This window comes from Salegentibacter sp. BDJ18, assembly GCF_017579965.1.
Classification (GTDB): domain Bacteria; phylum Bacteroidota; class Bacteroidia; order Flavobacteriales; family Flavobacteriaceae; genus Salegentibacter.
Window position 1 is genome coordinate 292,256 of record NZ_JAFLQX010000003.1, and the last position, 20,422, is coordinate 312,677.

A 20,422-nucleotide genomic window follows, 5' to 3' on the forward strand; every position below is an offset into this window, starting at 1 on the left:
TTTACTAAAATATTCTTAAAAAGCCACTTAACCAAATGGATTACAGCTTATTTAATTTTTGCCCACGAATCTCTTAGGCCTACGGTGCGATTAAATATTGGTTCACCTTCTTTTGAATCTTTATCTACACAAAAATATCCTATGCGTTGAAATTGAAATTTATCCTGAATTCCTGCCGATTTTAAACTAGGTTCTACAAAACCTTTAATTACCTCCAGCGAATCCGTATTTACAAATTCCATATAATCTTTTTCCTTATCGCCATCGGGATTTTCTACGCTGAATAAGCGGTCGTAAAGCCTTATTTCAGTTTCTAAAGCGTGCTTGGCAGAAACCCAATGCAAGGTTCCTTTTACTTTTCGCTTAGATTCTTCGGTGCCACTACCACTTTTACTTTTAGGATCGTAAGTACAATGAATTTCGGTAATATTTCCTTCGGAATCCTTTACCACTTCCTCACCTTTAATAATATAAGCGTTCTTTAATCGCACTTCTTTCCCAAGTGTTAACCTGAAAAATTTTCTGTTTGCACTTTCTTTAAAATCTTCTTTTTCTATATAAAGTTCTCTTGAGAAAGGAATTTCCCTGCTTCCGGCCGACTCATCTTCCGGGTTGTTTTCTGCTTCCAACCATTCTTCTTTTCCTTCTTTATAATTGGTAATCACCAATTTTACAGGATCTAAAACTCCCATAACCCTTGGTGCTGTTTTATTAAGGTCTTCTCGAGCACAAAATTCTAAATGTGCAACGTCTATCATATTTTCACGCTTTCCAACCCCAATAGAATCGGCAAACTTCCTAATTGAATTTGGCGTATAACCTCTTCTTCTTAAACCTGAGATTGTTGGCATTCTGGGATCGTCCCAGGAGTTAACCACGCCTTGCTCCACCAATTGCATCAATTTACGTTTACTAACTACAGTATGGCTAAGGTTTCTACGGGCAAACTCCCTTTGTTTAGGCTTTAATTCACCTTCTTTACTTACTCTTTCAACGAACCAATTATATAATTCGCGGTGTGGTAAAAATTCCAGCGTACAAAAAGAGTGTGAAATATTTTCTATAAAATCACTTTCGCCGTGTGCCCAATCGTACATTGGGTAAATTTTCCAGGTATCATTTGTTCTATGATGATTTTTATGCAAACAGCGATACATCACAGGATCGCGCATTAGCATATTTGGGGAAGCCATATCTATTTTTGCGCGTAAAACGTGACCTCGCTCTGGAGTTTCCCCTTCTTTCATTTTCTCAAATAGGTCCAGGTTTTCTTCTACAGAACGATTTCTATATGGACTTTCCTTCCCTGGTTCGGTTGGAGTTCCTTTTTGAAGCGCAATTTCTTCTGATGTCTGGCTATCTACATAAGCATCCCCATTTTTTATCATTTCTACAGCCCAATCATATAACTGCTGAAAATAATCTGAAGCATAACATTCTTTTTCCCATTTAAAGCCAAGCCACAAAACATCTTCCTTTATAGCATCTACAAACTCCTGCTCTTCCTTAATAGGATTTGTATCGTCAAATCTAAGGTTTACGGGCGCATTGTATTTTTCGCCTAAACCAAAATTTAAGCAAATAGAAGACGCGTGCCCAATATGAAGATAACCATTAGGTTCAGGCGGAAACCTGAATTTTAATTCTTCTTTTTTGTGGGTATTTTGAAGATCTTCTTCTATAATTTGCTCAATAAAATTGAGCGATCTTTTTTCTTCAGCCATAATTTATTAAAATCAAAAACCTCGTAAAAGAGGTTAAAATCAGACATTTATTTTTAGATTCGCGCCGGGTTCAAAATATTAAACCCTACATGGAATAAGCCGCAAAGTTACCAAAAAATAGGTCGCCGCACCCAAGCTTTACCAGACAAGAAATAATATATTTTGATTAAGTAGAACTCAAATTTAAATCTTTGAGGAAAATAATAAAATCCAGGGCAATAAAATTGAATTAAAGCACCTACCCGCTTATCTTTGTAAACTCCACCGCGCAAGCTGAGGATCCCTGAATTTAAGGAATAATTTAAATAAGATAATCTCTATAATTGAGTAAAAAATAATCTTTTGGGAAGTATAAAATTAAAAAACATCAGGGTTTTTGCCTATCACGGTTGTCTTGATGAGGAAGGAAAAATAGGAAGTGATTATCGGGTAGATCTTAAGGTGAAAGGCGATTTATCTCATTCTGCAAAGACCGATTCTCTTGGAGATACCATAGACTATGTACATTTAAACAAAATTGTTAAAGAAGAAATGGCAATTAGGTCTAAGCTTCTGGAAAACGTAGCCGAACGTATTTTAAAAAGAGTTTTAGATGAAATAATTTTAGTACAAAAAGCAAAGGTTGAAGTTTCAAAAATAAATCCGCCTATTGGTGGAAATGTGGCAATGGTTAGTGTAATTAGAAGTAAATCGCGTTAATTTTTTGGCTTTCAATATTTAGAAAAGATTTAAAGAACTAAATTTTATTAATTTTAGTCTACTAAATCTTCCTGAATACCACTAATTAGTTTTATTTTTTAAACTATAAATTTTTATTACATTTGCCAACCCTTAAATAAAACAGGGCATCGTGGCCGAGTGGCTAGGCAGAGGTCTGCAAAACCTTGTACAGCGGTTCGAATCCGCTCGATGCCTCAAAAAAAGCTCCTTTTCTAAGGGGCTTTTTTTATACGCAAAATTCAAGGTTTATACTTAATTCTTAATGGTATCGTTTGGAGTAATCGTTTCAATTTGATCTTTAATTCCGTTCACCTGGTTGGGAAAAAGTCCCTGGAAAATTAGCATTCCGCCAAAAACGATAAGCATTATACTAATCCCCTTTTTCATAAGATAGATTCGGTTTGGGGTTAATTTTCGGTTTAATTTTTTAGCAAGTAAAATTTTAAAAACATCTAAAACGAGATAAGTTCCTAAAACACTTCCGAAGAAAACCATTATACGATCCTGTTCCATATCCAGTTTTGGCCCAAAAACGATAATTAATCCTAACCAAAAACCGAGGACACCAATATTGATGAAATTCAACAGAAATCCTTTTACTGCCAAACCCATATAATCGCTTTTACTGAGTTTTCTTATCTCTGGGGTATCATCTTCTTGCCTAAGTACTTTTTTGGTCTGTACAAAGCTCATTACCCCGTAAGTGGCTAGAATCATACCACCAAAGATAAACAGTGCAGGATCGTCTTTTATGCTGGCAAGTAGTTTAGTAGTACTTAAATAAGCGACAAAAAGGAATACAATATCGGCTAAAATAACACCTAAGTCAAATGCAAAAGCGGCTCTAAAGCCTTTAATAGCAGCAGTCTCCAGTAACACAAAGAATACCGGACCAAGTAAAAATGCTAAAAAAAGACCTAAGGGTAGGGCTGCTAATACATCCTGAAACATACAATTGTATTATTTTACAAATGTAGACTTTTTAGTTTTTTCTAATTATTTTGCCGCCAAACAGTGTATTTTGATCTAAAGTTTTAGGATTACCATATACGTTTACGGTACCTCCTGCCCTAACCTTTGCTTCTACATTTCCGCTGGCAGTAATATCTGCAACGCCACCGGCTTTGATACTAATTTTGGTATTTACAGACTTTAAATTTTTTGCGAAGAATTTTCCACCGGTATTAATGTCTATTTCCTGGTCTTCGGTTTTACCTTCAACTTCAATTTCACCTCCAGTATTTGAATCAACATATAGTTTATTAAGCTTTACATCAGCAAAAATATCGGCGCCTTCTGAAGCATTTAAATTAAGAAGATCCTGCTTTAATTTAGAATCAACTTTTATGGAAGCATTCTGGCGGGCATCAATTTTATCAAGTTTTTTAAACTGAATAGTGATCTGAGTATTATCATTATCCAGAATTTCATCAATACTCATTCGCACTTTTAAAATGCCATTATCAATTTTGAATTTTACATCGGTGCGGTTTTCACCGGTTATGGTGGCTTTATTCTGGTTTGCTTCTTTTAAAATAACATCCAAACCATTATAGACTTTAATTTCATTAAAATCTTCTAAATCCTGGGTGAGTTCCTGGGCGCTTAGCATACCAACACTCATTAAAAACAGTATAAAAAGATATTTTTTCATCTTTAAAAAATTTATAGTTAAGTCTGCCCGAAGGTCTTTTCAGCCTTTATCCTGAATTTATTTTTAAATTCTAAGTTGTTCACCAACTTAGATCCTGAAATAATAAGAAACTTCGGAACAGGATGACGTTCTATTTTTTCTGAAATTTATTTACTCTTCATTTTTTCCGATAAGTGTAAAATCTAAGTGTCTTTTTACTAAATCGGCATTTTTCACTTTTACGATCACTTCATCTCCTAATTGGTAAGACTTTTTGGTTTTTCTACCTACAATAGCGTAATTATCGGCATCAAAATCATAATGATCGCCTTTTATATCGCGAAGACGAATCATTCCTTCGCATTTATTTTCTATAATTTCCACAAATATACCGAAGTCTGTTACTCCAGAAATTACACCCACAAATTCTTTATCCTGGTGATCTATCATAAATTTCACCTGCATATATTTAATAGAATCCCTTTCGGCATTAGAAGAAAGGTTTTCCATCTCGCTGGAGTGATGACATTTTTCATCATACTCTTCTTCTTTTGCTGAAGGTTGCCCATCTAAATAACGCTGTAATAAACGATGCACCATCACATCTGGATATCTTCTAATTGGCGAAGTAAAATGCGAGTAATAATCGAAAGCTAAACCATAATGACCAATATTTTCGGTGCCATAATAAGCTTTACTCATAGTTCTAATGGCCAGTGTATCTACTAAGTTTTGCTCCTTTTTACCCTGAACATCCTGTAGCAACTGATTTAATGAAGAAGAAACAGTTTTCCTGTTTTTAAGATTTAAACCGTGACCAAACCTGGAAACCAGGCTATTTAAAGAAACAAGTTTCTCTTCGTCGGGTTCGTCGTGACAACGATAAATAAAAGTCTTCTTTTGTTCTCGTTTTCCTATAAATTCAGCCACTTTTCGGTTGGCTAAAAGCATAAATTCTTCAATAAGTTTATTGGCATCTTTGGCTGTTTTAAAGTAAACACCTACAGGTTCATTTTCTTCGTCTAATTGAAATTTAACTTCCACTTTATCAAAAGAAATTGCACCCTGACGCATTCTTGCGGAACGCATCTTTTTAGCCATTGAATTCATAGTTAAAACAGCATCAACAATTTCATTGTTAACCGTATAAGCTTTATCCTGGATAGAAATATCTTCAGGAATTTCTCCTTTTTCGGTTTCTATAATCTGTTGAGCTTCTTCGTAAGCAAACCGCGCATCAGAATATGTCACGGTTCTCCCGAACCACTCATTCACCACTTTTGTACTCTTATCGATTTCAAAAACTGCCGAAAAAGTATATTTTTCTTCGTTTGGCCTTAAAGAACAGGCGTTGTTTGAAAGTACTTCGGGCAGCATTGGCACCACGCGATCTACTAAATACACCGATGTTGCACGTTCGTATGCTTCGTCGTCCAATATGGTTCCCGGTTGTACGTAATGCGAAACATCGGCAATATGAATTCCTATTTCCACATTTCCATTATCCAATTTTTTAAAACTCAGGGCATCATCAAAATCTTTTGCATCTCCGGGATCTATGGTAAACGTCAAAACATCGCGCATATCGCGACGTTTTTTAATTTCTTCCGGCTGAATTGAAGTATCAATTTCATCGGCAAAATCTTCTATTTCTTTCGGAAATTCGTGCGGCAAACCGTATTGTGCAAGGATAGAATGTATCTCGGTATGATGTTCACCGGGAGTACCTAAAACCTGAATAATTTTACCAAAAGGAGAATCGGCTTTCTCTGGCCATTCTTCAATTTCAACAACTACTTTATCGCCGTTCTTAGCATCACCCATTTTGTTCTTCTGCACAAAAACATCGGTATACATCTTAGGATCGCCAATAACAACAAAACCAAAATCTTTTTGCATATCAAGCACACCAACAAATTCGGTTCTTTTACGCTTTAAAATTTGGGTTACTTCTCCTTCAGATTTTTTATTTCGCTTTCTGTTATAAATATATATTTCTACTTCATCACCGTTAAAAGCCGTATTAAGATCTTTGGGAGAGATAAAAACATCATCTTCTAACTCATCTACCAGGGCGTAGGCATAACCTTTGGTGGTCATATCTATCACGGCGTGGTAATAATCGTTACTTTTCTTACTAATTTTAAACTTTCCGCGTTCCTCTTCTTCAATCTGTTTTTTTGCAGTTAACTGGGCTAATTTTTTAATAATATTATTTCTACTTGTAGCATCATTAACTCCAAGTTTAGCGGCAATTTGCTTATGATTAAAGGTTTTTCCAGGTTCCTTTCTAAGGATATCTATTATACTTTTGGCAAGGTCACCCTGGTGTTGGGATTTATTTTTATTCTTTTTACTCATTTCAATATTTAAAGTATAAAATTACGGCTTCTGCATTAAATGACATCTATTTGCGATTAAAGTTTTGTTAAGCGCTCTGAAAATTATTCTATTACAAAATATTTTTACATTTCCTTAACATAAATTTCGTACTGGGTAAAATCCCCCGTTTTTTACTACTTCAAACAAATTACATACCTCAAATCTTAATTTTTTCTTAATTTTAATTTAAAGTTGCTGCAATACATATTCGAGATATTTGCAACATCTGGTAATCAAGTTGCTATGAAAAAAGCCCATAAAATATCGCTCTTCTTCGTTTTAATTTTTCTACTTGGATTAATAGGTTTCATAGCTTCTATAAACCTCTCCCTAAATAAAAAAAGCCAGGTAGATATTAAATCTACCAAGCTCTATACGGATGAAAAAATAAGTGTTTCAGAAGAAACTAGATCCTATACAAAATATATTTAAATCACTGATTTTTAGTTTTTTAAACTTTTTTATTTTAAAAGTTATAAGTTCAAATCTCTAATTGAACTCATTTTCAGAGGCTTATATTTTATAAGGCTAAACTTTAAAATTCCAAATTCAAATTTCAATTTTTACAGATAGCATTCAATGTTATCAACATTATATATTATTATTCTTTTTTCTTCTTTTTATAAAAATTAAAACTAATGATTATTATAGGCTGTTAACTTGTAGAATAATTTTTTTGAGGTTTATTTGGTTTTTAAGTTAGCTTAGTTTGATAACAACTTATTAACATACTTCTAAAGTTCTAAAAGACTGGAAATCTTACTATTTTAATATTTACTTAACAAAAGTTGATAACCAAATCTTAATATCTAATCGGGATAAATGAAAATGAATTTAGTGTTCACAACCTGTTTTTATATGCTGATAACTTTGCTAAAAATAACAGACTTATAATTTGATTTACTCGTAGATATTTTGCTATTGAAATTTAATTTGAATACCGCAAATAAGTTTCTCAGTTTCTCATCAATGCTTATCCACAATGCTATGTCAATACTAAAGCCTTGATACTAAAGGATATTTAAAAAGTAATTAACAATTGAAAATAACCTTGTTACTAAGTGGTTTTTTTACCTTTGTGACAGCTAAAAACTTAATTATGAAAATTGCAATAGGAAACGATCACGCAGGTACCGGATACAAGAAAAAGGTTGTTTATTACCTGAAAAACAAGGGGATAGAAGTTATTAACTATGGTACTAACAGTGACGATAGTGTAGATTATCCAGATTTTGTGCACCCCGTAGCAGATGATGTTGAAAACAAAAAAGTAGATTTTGGAATTATTATTTGTGGCAGTGGTAATGGTGCAAATATGACTGCTAATAAACACCAGGGTGTGCGTTCTGCTCTGTGCTGGACGGGTGAGATCACTAAACTGGCCAGAGAACACAACAATGCAAATATATTGAGTATTCCCGCTCGTTTTGTTTCAGAACACCAGGCAGTAGATATGGTTGAAATTTTTCTGGAAACTTCTTTTGAAGGTGGAAGACATCAAAAACGAGTAGATAAGATTCCGGTTGAAAATTAATATTTTATTATAATCGAGACTGTCTGAAAAGTATAGCTTAGTCAAGCTTAACTTGTTTCAGCTTCTAACTTGTGTTTATTATTAACATCTTAGATCCTTAAACAAGTTCAGGATGATGATTTAAAACTTTTCAAACAGTCTTTTCTTTTCTTATTTCTGAACAAAATATTCATTAGAAAAATATGGAAATCCTTATTAAAAATTTCAATGAACTTAGTCTTGAAGAGCTTTACCAGGTATTACAACTTCGGTCTGAAGTTTTTGTAGTAGAACAGGATTGTGTTTACCAGGATATCGATGGAAAAGACAGCGACGCGCTGCACGTAATAGGGGTTAAAGATGGGAATATAATTGCCTATACTCGCTGTTTTGATAAAGGATTTTATTTTGACGAAGCCGCTATTGGCCGGGTTGTGGTAAAAGAATCGGAACGTAAAAATGCTTATGGACATCTTATTCTAAAAGCTTCTGTAGAAGCTATTAAAAAACGTTTTAAAACCGATAATATTAAACTTTCTGCTCAAATATATTTAACCGATTTCTACGAAAGCCATGGCTTTATGCAAATAGGCGAAGGTTATCTTGAAGATGGAATTCCGCATATCGCGATGGTAAAATAATTATTGCAAAATTTCTGAATAACGCTGGTTATTGTTTAAAATAGATTTAGCCTCTAAGATCTCAGGATTGTGTTCAACGTAATATTCATACAAGCCTTCTTTGTAGAAATAGCGCTTTATAATCTCATCGGTTAAAATGCTTACTATTTCGTGTTTCTTCTCGTCTAATTCTTTCTTCTTCTGAGCTTCAATTTCAGAAGAAATACTTTTATAATGACCTAGAATATCCTGTTCATAACCTTCTTTTGAAGCAATGGCAAGTAGTTCTTCAAGTTCCTGTTCTGTAGCGGTTTTATAGTCGAAATAAGAGGTTTTCAAGAAGGATTTAAAACTGTTGAAATCTGTATCGGTGAACTCGAATGACTCAGGATCTTTCAAGTCATTTCTATAATAATATTCGGTAGCAAAATTAAAAATAACATTCTGTGCGAGTAGCGCATTGGTAATATTGCTGTATTCAGAAGTTTCCAGTTTTACATCGGGAGAAATTCCGCCGCCATCAAAAACGCTGCGTCCATTCCTGGTTTTAAATTCGTTATAATCTTCTACAGCTCTTTTTATCGCTTTCCCCTCTTCATCTCTTTCGGCATAGTTTAAAGCCTGTATACACCTTCCGCTAGGCGTATAATAACGGGAAATAGTAATCTTAAGCTGCGTACCGTAAGCGAGTTCTTTTGGGCGTTGTACAAGACCTTTTCCAAAACTTCTGGCACCTACAACCACTCCTCTATCCAAATCCTGAATAGCGCCAGCTACAATTTCGCTGGCCGAAGCACTACGTCCGTTTACTAAAACCACCAACGGAATTTGCGTATCTATGGGTTCTTTTTGAGTTTGGTAAGCTTTGTTATATTTTTCTATAACCGATTTTGTGGTAGTAATCAATTCCCCTTTTGGTAAAAAAATATTACTCACGTTTATAGCTTCAGTTAATAAGCCGCCGGGATTTCCTCTAAGATCCAGTATAATTTCTTCTGCACCCTGGTTTTTTAGATCTTTTAGCGCCCTAATTGTTTCTGAAGAAGCTTTGGCATTAAAGCGGGAAAGCACTATATACCCGGTTTTTTCGTCTAAAAGTTGATAAAAAGGCACTGCTTTTAAGTTGATAGCACTCCTGGTAAGCTCGGTTGATTTTATTTCTCCCTGTCTACGATATTTAATATTAATTTGAGAATCTGGAGAGCCATTGAGTAATTCTCCAACATCATCGGTATAATCGGCTACTTTTATTCCTTCAATTTCAATAATTTCGTCCCCGGCTTTTAAACCGGCTTCATCGGCGGGATAACCTTTATAAGGTTCCATAATCAATAAAGCATCTTCTATTACCTGTACTGTGGCTCCAATACCGCTGTATTCCCCGGAATTATTGATTCTTGCGGCTTCAACATCCTGCTCGTTCCAGTAATTGGTATAAGGATCCAAATCGGCCAGCATCGCTTTAATCGCGGTATCCATTAAAGCGGCAGGATTGGTTTCTTCAACATAGTTCATGTTTATTTCCTTAAAAAGCGTGGTAAAAATTTCAATTTGTTTGGCGATCTCAAAGAAATCAGATTTAAAGCCAAAACTGCTGAAAATTAACGTAGCGCCCAGCGTAACTACCGCAATTTTTTTGGCGAGTTTCTTTTTCATTTTTCAATATTTTTACTCGATAATCGAGATTAAATTTTCCGAGGTGATTTAAGCCGATTTATAGAAATTCAGCTTATTTTATTTTCCGATTCATTAAACTTCTCCATTACTTTTATCATTGCTTTATTTAGGTCTTCCAGACTAATTTCGTCCCTGGAAATATAAATAAACATCAAAGCATAAGGTTGTGTGAAGTTGCTGGTTACAAGATACTTATTTTTTCTGAAAGCTTCCCGCATCAAACGTTTAATACGGTTGCGGCCAACAGCAGTTTTTACCAGTTTTTTAGGTACTGAAACCCCGGTTTTAAAAGTAGTAATTTCAGGATTGGTAATGGGGAGATAGATGAGTTTTAGCGGATATTTTTTAACCGATTTTCCTTCCTGAAATAATATATCTATGAGCTTTTTGCTCTTTAATTTTTCGTCTTTTCCAAAACTTTCATCCATAGTTCAAAAGTAAGCATAGTTTTAAGTTCTCTATGAAAAATTTAAGCGGAAATAAATGGAATTAATAAGCTATAGGGGTTAAATTATATACGTCAACCTGAACTTGTTTCAGAGCCTGCTCCGAAATTTGTTCGGAGTTCTAAGAGGCTTAAATTCTGAAACAATCCCGAAGCTTCGGGACAGAATGACGTACCAAGTACTGATAAAAGCTCTCATAAAAAAAGACCTCACAGGTATAAAACTGTGAGGTCTAATTATTAATTTAAAAATTTCGAAAAACTACTCCTGTACTTCTTCTGAAGATTCTTCGGCAGTATAAAGGTTATTATCCCTGTTTACATCGGCCATTCGTTGAGATTCGTCTATTTCTATACTTTCAATCTCACTAAGTGGTTTATCTATGTTCAATTCGAAGGTTGGATAGGCCCAGGCCCAATCTTTTGCTACGGTCCAGTTTTCGTGTTCTGCAGATTTTTCCCAACGCATTATTTGCAACGGGATATAGATCATTTCCTCTTCGCCATTGGTATAACGAACAGTAAGATCTATAGGCATAGGCATTAATTTTTTTCTTTCTAAAGTTACCTTAGTCGAATTATCATCTGCTTCGGTAACTTCTTTAATTCCGTAATCTATAGTATTAGTAGTACGCGTCCAGTCGTTTAAATACCAGTCTAATTCTGCACCTGAAACTTTCTCGGCAACTCTTATAAAATCGTTTGGCGTTGGGTGTTTAAACTTCCATTCGTCATAATAACGCTTTAAAGTTTTATCAAGATTATCTTCTCCAATAACATAGCCTAATTGCGCTAAAAATACCGCACCTTTAGAATATGCAGATGCGCCATAAGCGGCGTTTAAAGCATAACGATCTGCCTGGGTGGTTTGTGGTTGCTCCATCCCCGAGTTTGCTAAGCCCATATAGCTGCGGTAAGAACCGGTATGCGGATTTTCAGCATAGGTTTCCATAACCTGGTTCATTGCACGGCTGGAAATATAGCTGGTAAAACCTTCGTCCATCCACTCGTGTTTACTCTCATTTGTAGCCATTAAATGCTGAAACCAGGCGTGTGCAAGTTCGTGAGCGGTTACACCTACAAGGCTTCCAAAATTACGTTCTCCTGTAATTAAGGTTAGCATGGCATACTCCATTCCGCCATCGCCACCTTGTGCTACGGTATATTGATCCCACGGATAAGGGCCTATATTTTCATTGAAAAATATTAGTAAATCTTCGGTTTTTTCCTGAAGATTTTTCCAGTTTTCCTTTATTTCATCATTGTCTTTATAAAAAAAGTGAAGTACAGTTCCGTCTTCAGCAGTTCTTTTATCGTGAATATACTCAGGATCTGCGGCCCAGGTAAAATCGTGCACTTTTGGTGCTACAAAATGCCAGGTATGGGTATCGCCTTTTGCTTCTACTTTTTCATCTGAATAGCCGTGACCAATTTCTTCTGGATTTTGAAGATATCCCGAAGCGGCAACGGTATAATCTTTATCAATGGTAAGTTTTACATCAAAATCGCCCCAAACTCCGTGAAATTCACGACCTATATAAGGCGCTGCGTGCCAGCCTTCAAAATCATATTCTGCCATTTTAGGAAACCACTGGCTCATAGAAAGCGCTACACCTTCTGAGCTATTTCTACCGGAACGGCGAATTTGCTCGGGCACCTGGCCTTTAAATTCCATATTAAAAGTAGCTTTTTCTCCCGGTAAAATAGGTTCGTCCAGTTCTACTTCCAGAACGGTACCTACTTCTTCATAAGAAAGCTCATTTCCGTTTTGATTAAGGCTTGAAACTCTTAAATAACCCTGTTGATCTTCGGTTAATTTAGAAATGCGGTCTCCTACCCTTCTATCTGGATCTTGTATGCTTGTAGAGCGGACATCCATTTCACTTCCGGGTTGAAAAGCATTAAAATACAAATGATAAAAAACGCGATCTAAAGTATCAGGTGAGTTATTGGTGTATTCCAATTCCTGTGTACCGGTATATTGAAAGTTTTCAACATTCATATCTACCTCCATTTTATAATCTACGTGCTGTTGCCAGTAGTTGGTGTTGTTTTGGGCACTGGCGAGGGAGGTTGCAACAAGGGCCAGACTTAATAATAATTTCTTCATTTAATTGTGGTTTTTATGATCAAAATATTACTCGATAATCGAAATTAAAATATTTATTCCTATTTATGCCTCGTGGCTTGCACAGAGGTAGTTTACTTGAATTCTATTTGGTTTGTGAGGCTAAAATAAGCGCATTGTAAAGATTTACCATTTTACCTGAAGTAGATAATTCTTTAAAATCTTTGGTATTGCTTCTATCGCCACCTACAATTACATTGGCATTAGTGGTTAAACCACTGTCCATAATAATTTGTTTAACCTGCGCAGCGCTTAATTTTGGATAAAATGAACGAATAATTGCGGCTACCCCGGCCACGGCTGGTGAAGCCATAGAGGTACCCTGTAAATATTCGTATTCATTATTTGGCGTTGTAGACCATATCTTAGTTCCCGGAGCAAAAACATCAATATTTGTTTTTCCGTAGTTAGAAAAATCGGCTACCAGTTGAGAACCATAATCAAAATTAAGAGCACCAACGGTAAGGAAATTATCGGAAATTTCCTGAGGTGCTTCAGGGGTTTGATCGTTGGGATAAACGGTGTTTTCGTCTAAATTAAGACCTTCGTTTCCTCCTGCATTTACTATTAAAACATCGTTTTCTGCAGCATATTGAATGGCTTCTGTAACCCACTCTGGATTGGGAGAAAAATATTTTCCGAAACTAGTATTAATCACTTTTGCGCCATTATCTACGGCATAACGAATTGCCAGGGCAATATCCTTATCGTACTCATCACCATCGGGTACGGCACGTAAAACCATAATTTCAGCATTATTGGCTACACCGTTAATACCCATATTATTATTTCTTTCTGCAGCGATAATTCCCGCAACGTGGGTACCGTGCTTAAGATCTTCTTTATCTTGTGAAGGTCCCATAACATTGGCGTTCCCATAGTTTGTATCGGTAATATCATATGGATCGTCACCTACCGGCGCGCGGCCATCTAATTCTAAGTTAAAATGAGTGTCTAAACGACCGGCATAGTAATCAATACCTTCATCCAATTCATCTAAGGCTTCCGGAATATTTTCGTTTACATTATTTTGAATTTGCTGCAACATGGCTTTATACTGCGCCAATTGCCCGGTAGCTTCCATTTCATTAAGCTCTTTTTTAGTATAATCTTCTTTACCAAGTTGCGAAGAAACAGCCTGGTGGGCTGCTACCAATTGCTTTTTAATTTGCTCGTACTGGTTTTTGTTCTGTACTGTTTCAGCGTATTCTTTCTCGTATTCTTCTTTAGCTTCCTGGTAGTATATATACTCGGCACGATCTGCTGTACTTATAGAACTAGCCGATTTACCTTCGTATTTTGGTTTTAAACGCTTATAAATACGGGTGTATTCCATATTTTCTTCTACGGCATCACCAAGAAAGTTCCAGCCGTGCATATCGTCTATATAGCCATTATTATCGTCGTCTTTTCCATTCCCGGGAATTTCATCGGTATTAGTCCAGATTACACCATCAAGATCTTCGTGCTCAATATCAACGCCGCTGTCTATAACAGCAACGATAGTTTTTTGACCTTTGTTGTTTTTAATAATTTCTGAATAAGCTTTATCAACGCTCATTCCCGGAATAGTGTCATTTACAAGATCGGCCCCGCCCCAACCCTGGAGTTGAGTCTCAGTAAGATCTGTAATTTTAAGCGGAATAGAATCTATATTCGCAATTGGGGTAGAAACAATTTTTGGGGAGCCGCTTCCGCAGGAAGCTAAAACAAGGGCGCTTCCCATTAGTAATGCTGGTTTTAAAAAGGGTATTTTCATTTATTCTATTGAATTTAATTTATCTGAAAATTTAATTGATTTTATACAGAATTCAACTTAATTAAAAAGTTCATTAAAAGTAAAGGTTTTGTCTAACCTAACTCCTTCGGTGTTTTTTAAAGTGATAATTTCGTTGTGAGCATCGTGCTCCAGGAACAAATAATAACCTTTATCTGCCGCTTGTTTTAAAAACTTCTCTTTTTCGGTTAAAGTTAGTAACGGCCGGGTATCAAACCCCATCACGTATGGTAAAGGAATATGACCGGCTGTGGGCAATAAATCTGCCATGAAAACAAGGGTTTTGTCTTTATATTGAATATGCGGAATCATTTGTTTATCGGTATGTCCATCTACAAACAGCACGCCAAAATCAAATTCCTGAGATTGTATAAAACTTTTGTTCTCAGTTCGATCTAAAAAATGTAGCTGACCGCTTTCTTCCATAGGGAGGATATTTTCAGGAAGAAACGAAGCTTTTTCGCGGGCGTTAGGTTCTATTGCCCATTTCCAGTGATCTTTATTACTCCAGAATTTTGCATTTTTAAAAGCCGGTTCATACCCGGTTTTGTCTTTATTCCATTTTATGGCGCCTCCAACGTGGTCAAAATGAAGGTGTGTTAGGAAAACATCGGTAATATCATCTCGGTGAAATCCGTATTGTTTAAGCGATTTATCTAAAGAATGTTCACCCCAGGGATAATAAAAACCAAAGAATTTATCGCTTTGTTTATCGCCCATTCCGGTGTCTATAAGACTTAATTTATCACCGTTTTCTATAAGCAGGCAACGGGCTGCCATATCTATCATATTATTAGAATCAGCTGGGTTTGTTCTGCTCCACAGGCTTTTTGGGACTACACCAAACATAGCACCACCATCTAATTTAAAATTTCCAGATTCTATAGGGTATAATTTCATAATATTCAGTTTAGGTTCTGCAAATTACTAAAAGCAAAAAACATGCGCTGCTAAATTTCTATTAGCAGGCATGTTTCAAAAATTTAAGAGGTTAAAATTAATGCTATTCCAGGTAAATTATTTTTTCTCCTTCATCTATAGTATCGTTATAATGGAAAGGTCTTTTAATTCCTTCAGTATTAACTATAAAAAATGGAAGAATAAAGTTTTTATCGTCTTTATGCTGTTTTACCCATTCCCGAGTAGAAATTTCTTCTTCTACCGTGTATGTTTTTTCTTCAAAATTACCATTGCTAATTTTTGCTGCCCAGGGTTTTAATTCGGTTTTATTGGCAAACAGGGAAGTAGCATTAATTTTATCAAGCATATCTACATCGGTGCCGCTTTCACTAGGGGAAACCAAAACAATTTTATTTGGGATATAAAAAGCATCGTCTGCCAGTTGTGCGGCCAGGAAGTTTATTTCACTATTACCGGTAAGTCCTATAAAAGTGCCTTTTTCTATGGCTTTGGCATCTTCCAGGGTTTCTTCTTTTAAAATGTTACCGTACATACTGTTAAAGCCCTGTTTTTTAGCTTCGGCAACCATTTCGCGGTTGGCATCTATAATAATCACATCATCATCTTTTTGCTGAAGTTGTTTCGCCATATACAAACCAAGCGGATTGGCACCTAAAATTATGTAACCTGATCTTGATTCCTGATGTACTAATTCGTTTCTATTTCTTAGCCAGGTTGTAGTCCAGGTTAAGAAAAGTGGGACGGTAAGGGTGGTGAAAATGGCCATAAAAACGAGTATAGAGAAAATTTCGCTTGTAATAATGCCCATTTGTAAACCAATTCCTGCAATTATAATTTCTACGGCGCCACGCCCATTCATTCCGGTCCCAACGGCAATACCTTCTCGCCAACCATAACCGCTGGGAAGGTAAAAAAGTGCAGTACCAAGGATTTTACCTACCATAGCAACCACTGTTACAACTATAAGCATAAGTAAATCGGTTTGAAAGACCTCAAGGGTAACATTAAACCCTGCGGAAACAAAGAAGATAGGCGCCAGAAAACCTATAGAAATATCGTGAAATATATGGTTAATATCTTTTGAAATTTGCCTGTTAAAAACACCGTCACGAATAAACAAACCGGCCATAAAAGCTCCAAGAATACTATGTAATCCAGCTACTTCTGCTAATTCAGAAAAACCCAGTACAATAATTAGAATTAAGGTAAAATGAAGCGTTCTACTGGTATAGTTAGACTTCATTAAAAATTTACCCAATAGCGGCAATAAATAAATTCCTGCAAGTGCGGTAAAAACAAAGAATAAGATTGCTTTCCCCGCAACCCAAACCAGGCCAAGAGTATCAATACTCCCGGCGTCTACATAACTTACAATTCCCGCGAAAATTACCAGTGCGAGCGTATCAGAAATAAGGGCACCGGCCATAAGAACGTAAGCAATTCGGGTATTGAGAAGTTTTAAATCTACGAGTATTCTACTTTTAGTTGCGAGTGAGGTGACGGCTACCGCAATTGCTACAAAAATTGCTGCCATTTGGGTCCCTCCAAAATAAATTATGGAATAATAACCAAGGGCAAAAGGCACGATAAAACCACCAATAGCGGCTAAAAGCCCGGGCCAGGAAGCTTTTCCAAGATCCCTGAAATTAATTTCCATCCCTATATAAACCATAAGCAGAATAATACCGACTTCGGCCAAGACGTTAATCATTTCAGAAGTTTCCATGATTCCCAACAGGGCGGGACCAAGTAAAATTCCTATAATCAGCTCTCCCAGAATTGCGGGATACCCTAATTTTTTTGCGGCAGAGCCCCCTAACCATGCACTGAATAAAATAATTAGGAGACTAAGGATATTTAATTCTTCCATAAAGAATATTTTGGTGGTTGAACCTACAAAATATCAATATTTTCACTAATTACAGATATTTATTTATGTTAAATGACTATAAATCGTATTTATTAGATATTCTGAAATTAAACTAAACGGAGTACGTCTAAGAAATATTCAAAGAAAAATAATCTGATTTGAAGCAAGAAGTATTGAAAGATTGAGGAAGGAATTGAAACATTTAAAACTCAATTATTCAGTAAAAAGCCTGAAATCCTTAGAGAGTTGCCATTAAATCAACCTATTTTTGTAAATAGCAATTTATAGCTCAAATAATTAACGCATGTTAGAACTTGCAAGTTTGGTAATATTGGGAATCCTGGCCCAGTGGTTAGCCTGGAAGATTAAAACCCCGGCAATTTTACCACTTATTTTAATTGGCCTTTTAGTTGGTCCTATTTCAACTTTAATTAGTGAAGACGGTACCAAATGGGTAGAACCTATTTGGAATGGCTCTGAAGGCTTATTCCCTGGGGAAAGTTTGTTTTATTTCGTTTCTCTTGCTATTTCAGTTATTCTTTTTGAAGGAGGATTAACTCTTAAAAGAAGTGAAGTTGGTAATATTGGTCCGGTAATTTTAAAACTTATCAGCGTTGGGTCAGTGGTCACCTTTTTAGGTGCAGGTTTAGCCGCGCATTTTATATTTGATCTTTCCTGGCAAATTTCCTTTTTATTTTCAGCCTTAATTATTGTAACCGGTCCTACGGTTATTTCCCCAATTCTTCGGAATATTCCTTTAAAATCACACGTTTCTTCGATTCTAAAATGGGAAGGAATTCTAATTGATCCTATAGGTGCGCTTATTTCGGTTTTAATGTTTGAATTTATTAGGGTTGAAGGAGGACAGGATTTTACTCAAACAGCGTTAATTGAATTTGGTAAGATTTTACTTTTTGGATTTACATTTGGGTTCACCTTCGCCCACTTGTTGGCTTTTTTAATAAAAAGGCAGATAATTCCGCACTATTTACTCAATGTTTTTATCCTGGCAACCGTACTGGGAGTTTTTGTATTAGCTGATACATTTGCCCACGAAAGCGGACTTTTGGCTGTGGTTATTATGGGAATGGTTATGGGAAACCAAAAATTACCCAATATAAAAGAACTGCTGTATTTTAAAGAGTCACTAAGTGTTTTATTAATTTCTATACTCTTTATCTTATTAGCTGCAAATATTGAAATTGAAGAGCTTTTACTGGTTTTTAACTGGAATTCGCTTATTCTTTTTGGAGTGGTGGTTTTACTAATTAGGCCCCTGGGAGTAATTTTAAGTTCTCTGGGTTCAGGTTTAAAAGTTAATGAAATTGCATTTGTTAGCTGGGTTGGACCTCGTGGTATTGTAGCCGCCGGTATTGCCTCTTTATTCGGCTTACGATTGGCGCGTGAAGGTATTGCAGGCGCCGAATATATAACTCCGTTAGTTTTTATGATCGTCCTCTGTTCGGTTTTATTAAATGCAGCCACAGCAAGGCTTTTTGCACGTTTGGTGGGCGTTTTTATAAAAGATTCACAGGGAATTTTAATTATTGGAGCTTCATCTATAGCAAGATTAATAGGAAAATATTTACACGATAATGAGCGGCACGTAGTGCTCCTGGATAATAATTCTGATAATGTAAAGAAAGCCCGGGATTTGGGGATTGATGCCATTGAAGGCAGCGTTTATTCAGATGATCTAATGAATAATGTTGAACTGAATGATATTGGTTATTTAATGGCCATGACAGGAAACAGTGATATTAATAAAACGGCGATAACAAAATTTAAAAAGCAGTTTGGAGAAAACGGGTCGTTTAGGGTTATTACTGCCGATGAAATGAATAATCCCGAGAAGAACCCGGCTGAAGGTTTATTTTCTCATACCGATGATTATATAAAGCTAACCGAAGTTTCCAGAAGTTATCCTAAGATCCATGAATTAGTACTTAACAGTAAGGAACATTATGAAGGCTTAATTGAAATTTCTAAGACCGATCCTGATATTATTCCGCTATTTGTAAAAAATAACAAGGGAGGGTTAACTATTATACCTTCGCACAGCTCAGATGTGGAGATTGAGGAAGGATTTCAGTTAGTTTACCTAGGAAAGAAAATTCAGCGTGAAGAAAAAGGAGAAGAAGATTACAACGAAACCATAGATGAAGAGGAAACGGTTGACGCTTTAGAGGGTGATAGAGAAGAACAGGAGCAGGAAAAATAATTAAGCTTCTTTTTCCATTTCTTCCATTAAATTATCGGTAATTTCCATGTTGTGATAAACGTTTTGAACATCGTCGTCGTCTTCAAATTTTTCAACGAGGTTCAGGATTTTTTTGGCGTCTTCCACAGGTAATTCTACAGTATTCATAGGAATTCTTTGAACTTCAGAAGATTTTACTTCAATTTCCAATTCTTCTAATTTAGAAGCCATTAAGCCGAAATCATTAAAATCGGTATAAATAGTGATATAATCATCTTCCTTTTCAATTTTTGAAGCACCACCTTCAATAAGTTCGAGTTCAAATTCTTCGAGATTCATCTCTATTTTCTCCCGTTCAATGGTAAATACTCCTTTTTTATCAAATAGGAATTCCAATGAACCATTGGTACCTAAGTTTCCACCATTTTTAGAAAAAGTAGACCGAACTGAAGCTACAGTTCTATTGGTATTATCGGTAGTACATTCAATAAAGAACGCGATTCCGTTGGGTCCATAACCTTCAAAGGTTACGAGTTCATAATTATCGGCATCAGCGCCGCTGGCTTTCTTTATAGCGCGTTCTATGGTGTCTTTGGGCATATTCACACCCTTGGCATTAGAAATGGCATTACGCAGGGCCGGGTTGGCTTCAGGATCGGGTCCGCCACCTTCTTTTACAGCCACACTAATCTCTTTAATTGCTCGGGTAAACTGCTTTGCACGTTTCTTATCCTGTGCACCTTTGCGGTGTTTTATATTTGCCCATTTACTATGTCCGGCCATTTTTTTTAGTTTTTAGATGGTAGACTTAC

At 35.9% G+C, this 20,422-nt stretch carries 16 protein-coding genes and 1 tRNA gene; 6 read left to right on the top strand and 11 right to left on the bottom strand.

Features of this window, described 5'->3' with window-relative positions; genetic code table 11:
• Positions 1–47: 47 nt before the first annotated feature.
• The gene (locus J0871_RS03865) at positions 48–1,724 is read right to left on the bottom strand and encodes a glutamine--tRNA ligase/YqeY domain fusion protein (RefSeq protein ID WP_208223562.1); all 1,677 of its coding nucleotides are present in this window, start codon (positions 1,722–1,724) and stop codon (positions 48–50) included.
• A 342-nt stretch (positions 1,725–2,066) separates the two neighbouring features.
• On the opposite strand from J0871_RS03865, the gene folB reads away from it, so the two are divergent.
• Together folB and J0871_RS03875 are read left to right on the top strand one after the other, a co-directional pair.
• On the top strand, positions 2,067–2,423 hold the full coding sequence (gene folB / locus J0871_RS03870; RefSeq protein ID WP_075325371.1) for a dihydroneopterin aldolase: 357 nt from the start codon (positions 2,067–2,069) through the stop codon (positions 2,421–2,423).
• Between the two features lie 145 nt (positions 2,424–2,568).
• Positions 2,569–2,639 (top strand) — tRNA-Cys (locus J0871_RS03875).
• Between the two features lie 57 nt (positions 2,640–2,696).
• Here the strand turns inward: J0871_RS03875 and J0871_RS03880 are convergent.
• The 3 genes from J0871_RS03880 to rnr form a co-directional block, all read right to left on the bottom strand.
• On the bottom strand, positions 2,697–3,395 hold the full coding sequence (locus J0871_RS03880) for a LysE family transporter (RefSeq protein WP_075325372.1): 699 nt from the start codon (positions 3,393–3,395) through the stop codon (positions 2,697–2,699).
• 31 nt (positions 3,396–3,426) lie between these two features.
• Positions 3,427–4,098, bottom strand: coding sequence for a head GIN domain-containing protein (locus J0871_RS03885; protein WP_208223563.1), 672 nt, complete (start codon positions 4,096–4,098; stop codon positions 3,427–3,429).
• Positions 4,099–4,248: 150 nt separating this feature from the next.
• Positions 4,249–6,438: a ribonuclease R gene (gene rnr, locus J0871_RS03890; RefSeq protein ID WP_208223564.1), complete on the bottom strand. Its 2,190-nt coding sequence runs from the start codon at positions 6,436–6,438 to the stop codon at positions 4,249–4,251.
• Positions 6,439–6,702: 264 nt separating this feature from the next.
• Here rnr and J0871_RS03895 point away from each other — a divergent pair, with 264 nt between their 5' ends.
• From J0871_RS03895 to J0871_RS03905, 3 genes are all read left to right on the top strand, one after another.
• Positions 6,703–6,891: a hypothetical protein gene (locus J0871_RS03895; protein WP_208223565.1), complete on the top strand. Its 189-nt coding sequence runs from the start codon at positions 6,703–6,705 to the stop codon at positions 6,889–6,891.
• 667 nt (positions 6,892–7,558) lie between these two features.
• The gene (gene rpiB, locus J0871_RS03900; RefSeq protein WP_208223566.1) at positions 7,559–7,993 is read left to right on the top strand and encodes a ribose 5-phosphate isomerase B; all 435 of its coding nucleotides are present in this window, start codon (positions 7,559–7,561) and stop codon (positions 7,991–7,993) included.
• A 182-nt stretch (positions 7,994–8,175) separates the two neighbouring features.
• On the top strand, positions 8,176–8,613 hold the full coding sequence (locus tag J0871_RS03905) for a GNAT family N-acetyltransferase (RefSeq protein WP_208223567.1): 438 nt from the start codon (positions 8,176–8,178) through the stop codon (positions 8,611–8,613).
• Here J0871_RS03905 and J0871_RS03910 read toward each other — a convergent pair whose 3' ends face one another.
• The 6 genes from J0871_RS03910 to J0871_RS03935 all read right to left on the bottom strand — a co-directional run bounded on the left by J0871_RS03910 (position 8,614) and on the right by J0871_RS03935 (position 17,410).
• Positions 8,614–10,248: a S41 family peptidase gene (locus J0871_RS03910; RefSeq protein WP_208223569.1), complete on the bottom strand. Its 1,635-nt coding sequence runs from the start codon at positions 10,246–10,248 to the stop codon at positions 8,614–8,616.
• A gap of 68 nt (positions 10,249–10,316) precedes the next feature.
• Entirely contained in the window at positions 10,317–10,697 is a 381-nt protein-coding gene (rnpA, locus tag J0871_RS03915; RefSeq protein ID WP_208223571.1) for a ribonuclease P protein component, read from the bottom strand.
• A 279-nt stretch (positions 10,698–10,976) separates the two neighbouring features.
• Entirely contained in the window at positions 10,977–12,824 is a 1,848-nt protein-coding gene (locus J0871_RS03920; RefSeq protein ID WP_208223573.1) for a M1 family metallopeptidase, read from the bottom strand.
• A 103-nt stretch (positions 12,825–12,927) separates the two neighbouring features.
• Positions 12,928–14,601 carry a S8 family peptidase gene (locus tag J0871_RS03925; protein WP_208223575.1) on the bottom strand — a complete coding sequence of 558 codons (1,674 nt, stop codon included), beginning with the start codon at positions 14,599–14,601 and terminating at the stop codon, positions 12,928–12,930.
• A gap of 57 nt (positions 14,602–14,658) precedes the next feature.
• Positions 14,659–15,519: an MBL fold metallo-hydrolase gene (locus J0871_RS03930; RefSeq protein WP_208223577.1), complete on the bottom strand. Its 861-nt coding sequence runs from the start codon at positions 15,517–15,519 to the stop codon at positions 14,659–14,661.
• 103 nt (positions 15,520–15,622) lie between these two features.
• On the bottom strand, positions 15,623–17,410 hold the full coding sequence (locus tag J0871_RS03935) for a cation:proton antiporter (protein ID WP_208223579.1): 1,788 nt from the start codon (positions 17,408–17,410) through the stop codon (positions 15,623–15,625).
• A 304-nt stretch (positions 17,411–17,714) separates the two neighbouring features.
• On the opposite strand from J0871_RS03935, the gene J0871_RS03940 reads away from it, so the two are divergent.
• Positions 17,715–19,631 (top strand): sodium:proton antiporter, encoded by a 1,917-nt coding sequence (locus J0871_RS03940; RefSeq protein ID WP_075325384.1) that lies wholly within the window; start codon positions 17,715–17,717, stop codon positions 19,629–19,631.
• Here the strand turns inward: J0871_RS03940 and J0871_RS03945 are convergent, their stop codons facing one another.
• The gene (locus J0871_RS03945) at positions 19,632–20,393 is read right to left on the bottom strand and encodes a YebC/PmpR family DNA-binding transcriptional regulator (RefSeq protein ID WP_075325385.1); all 762 of its coding nucleotides are present in this window, start codon (positions 20,391–20,393) and stop codon (positions 19,632–19,634) included.
• Positions 20,394–20,422: the final 29 nt, after the last annotated feature.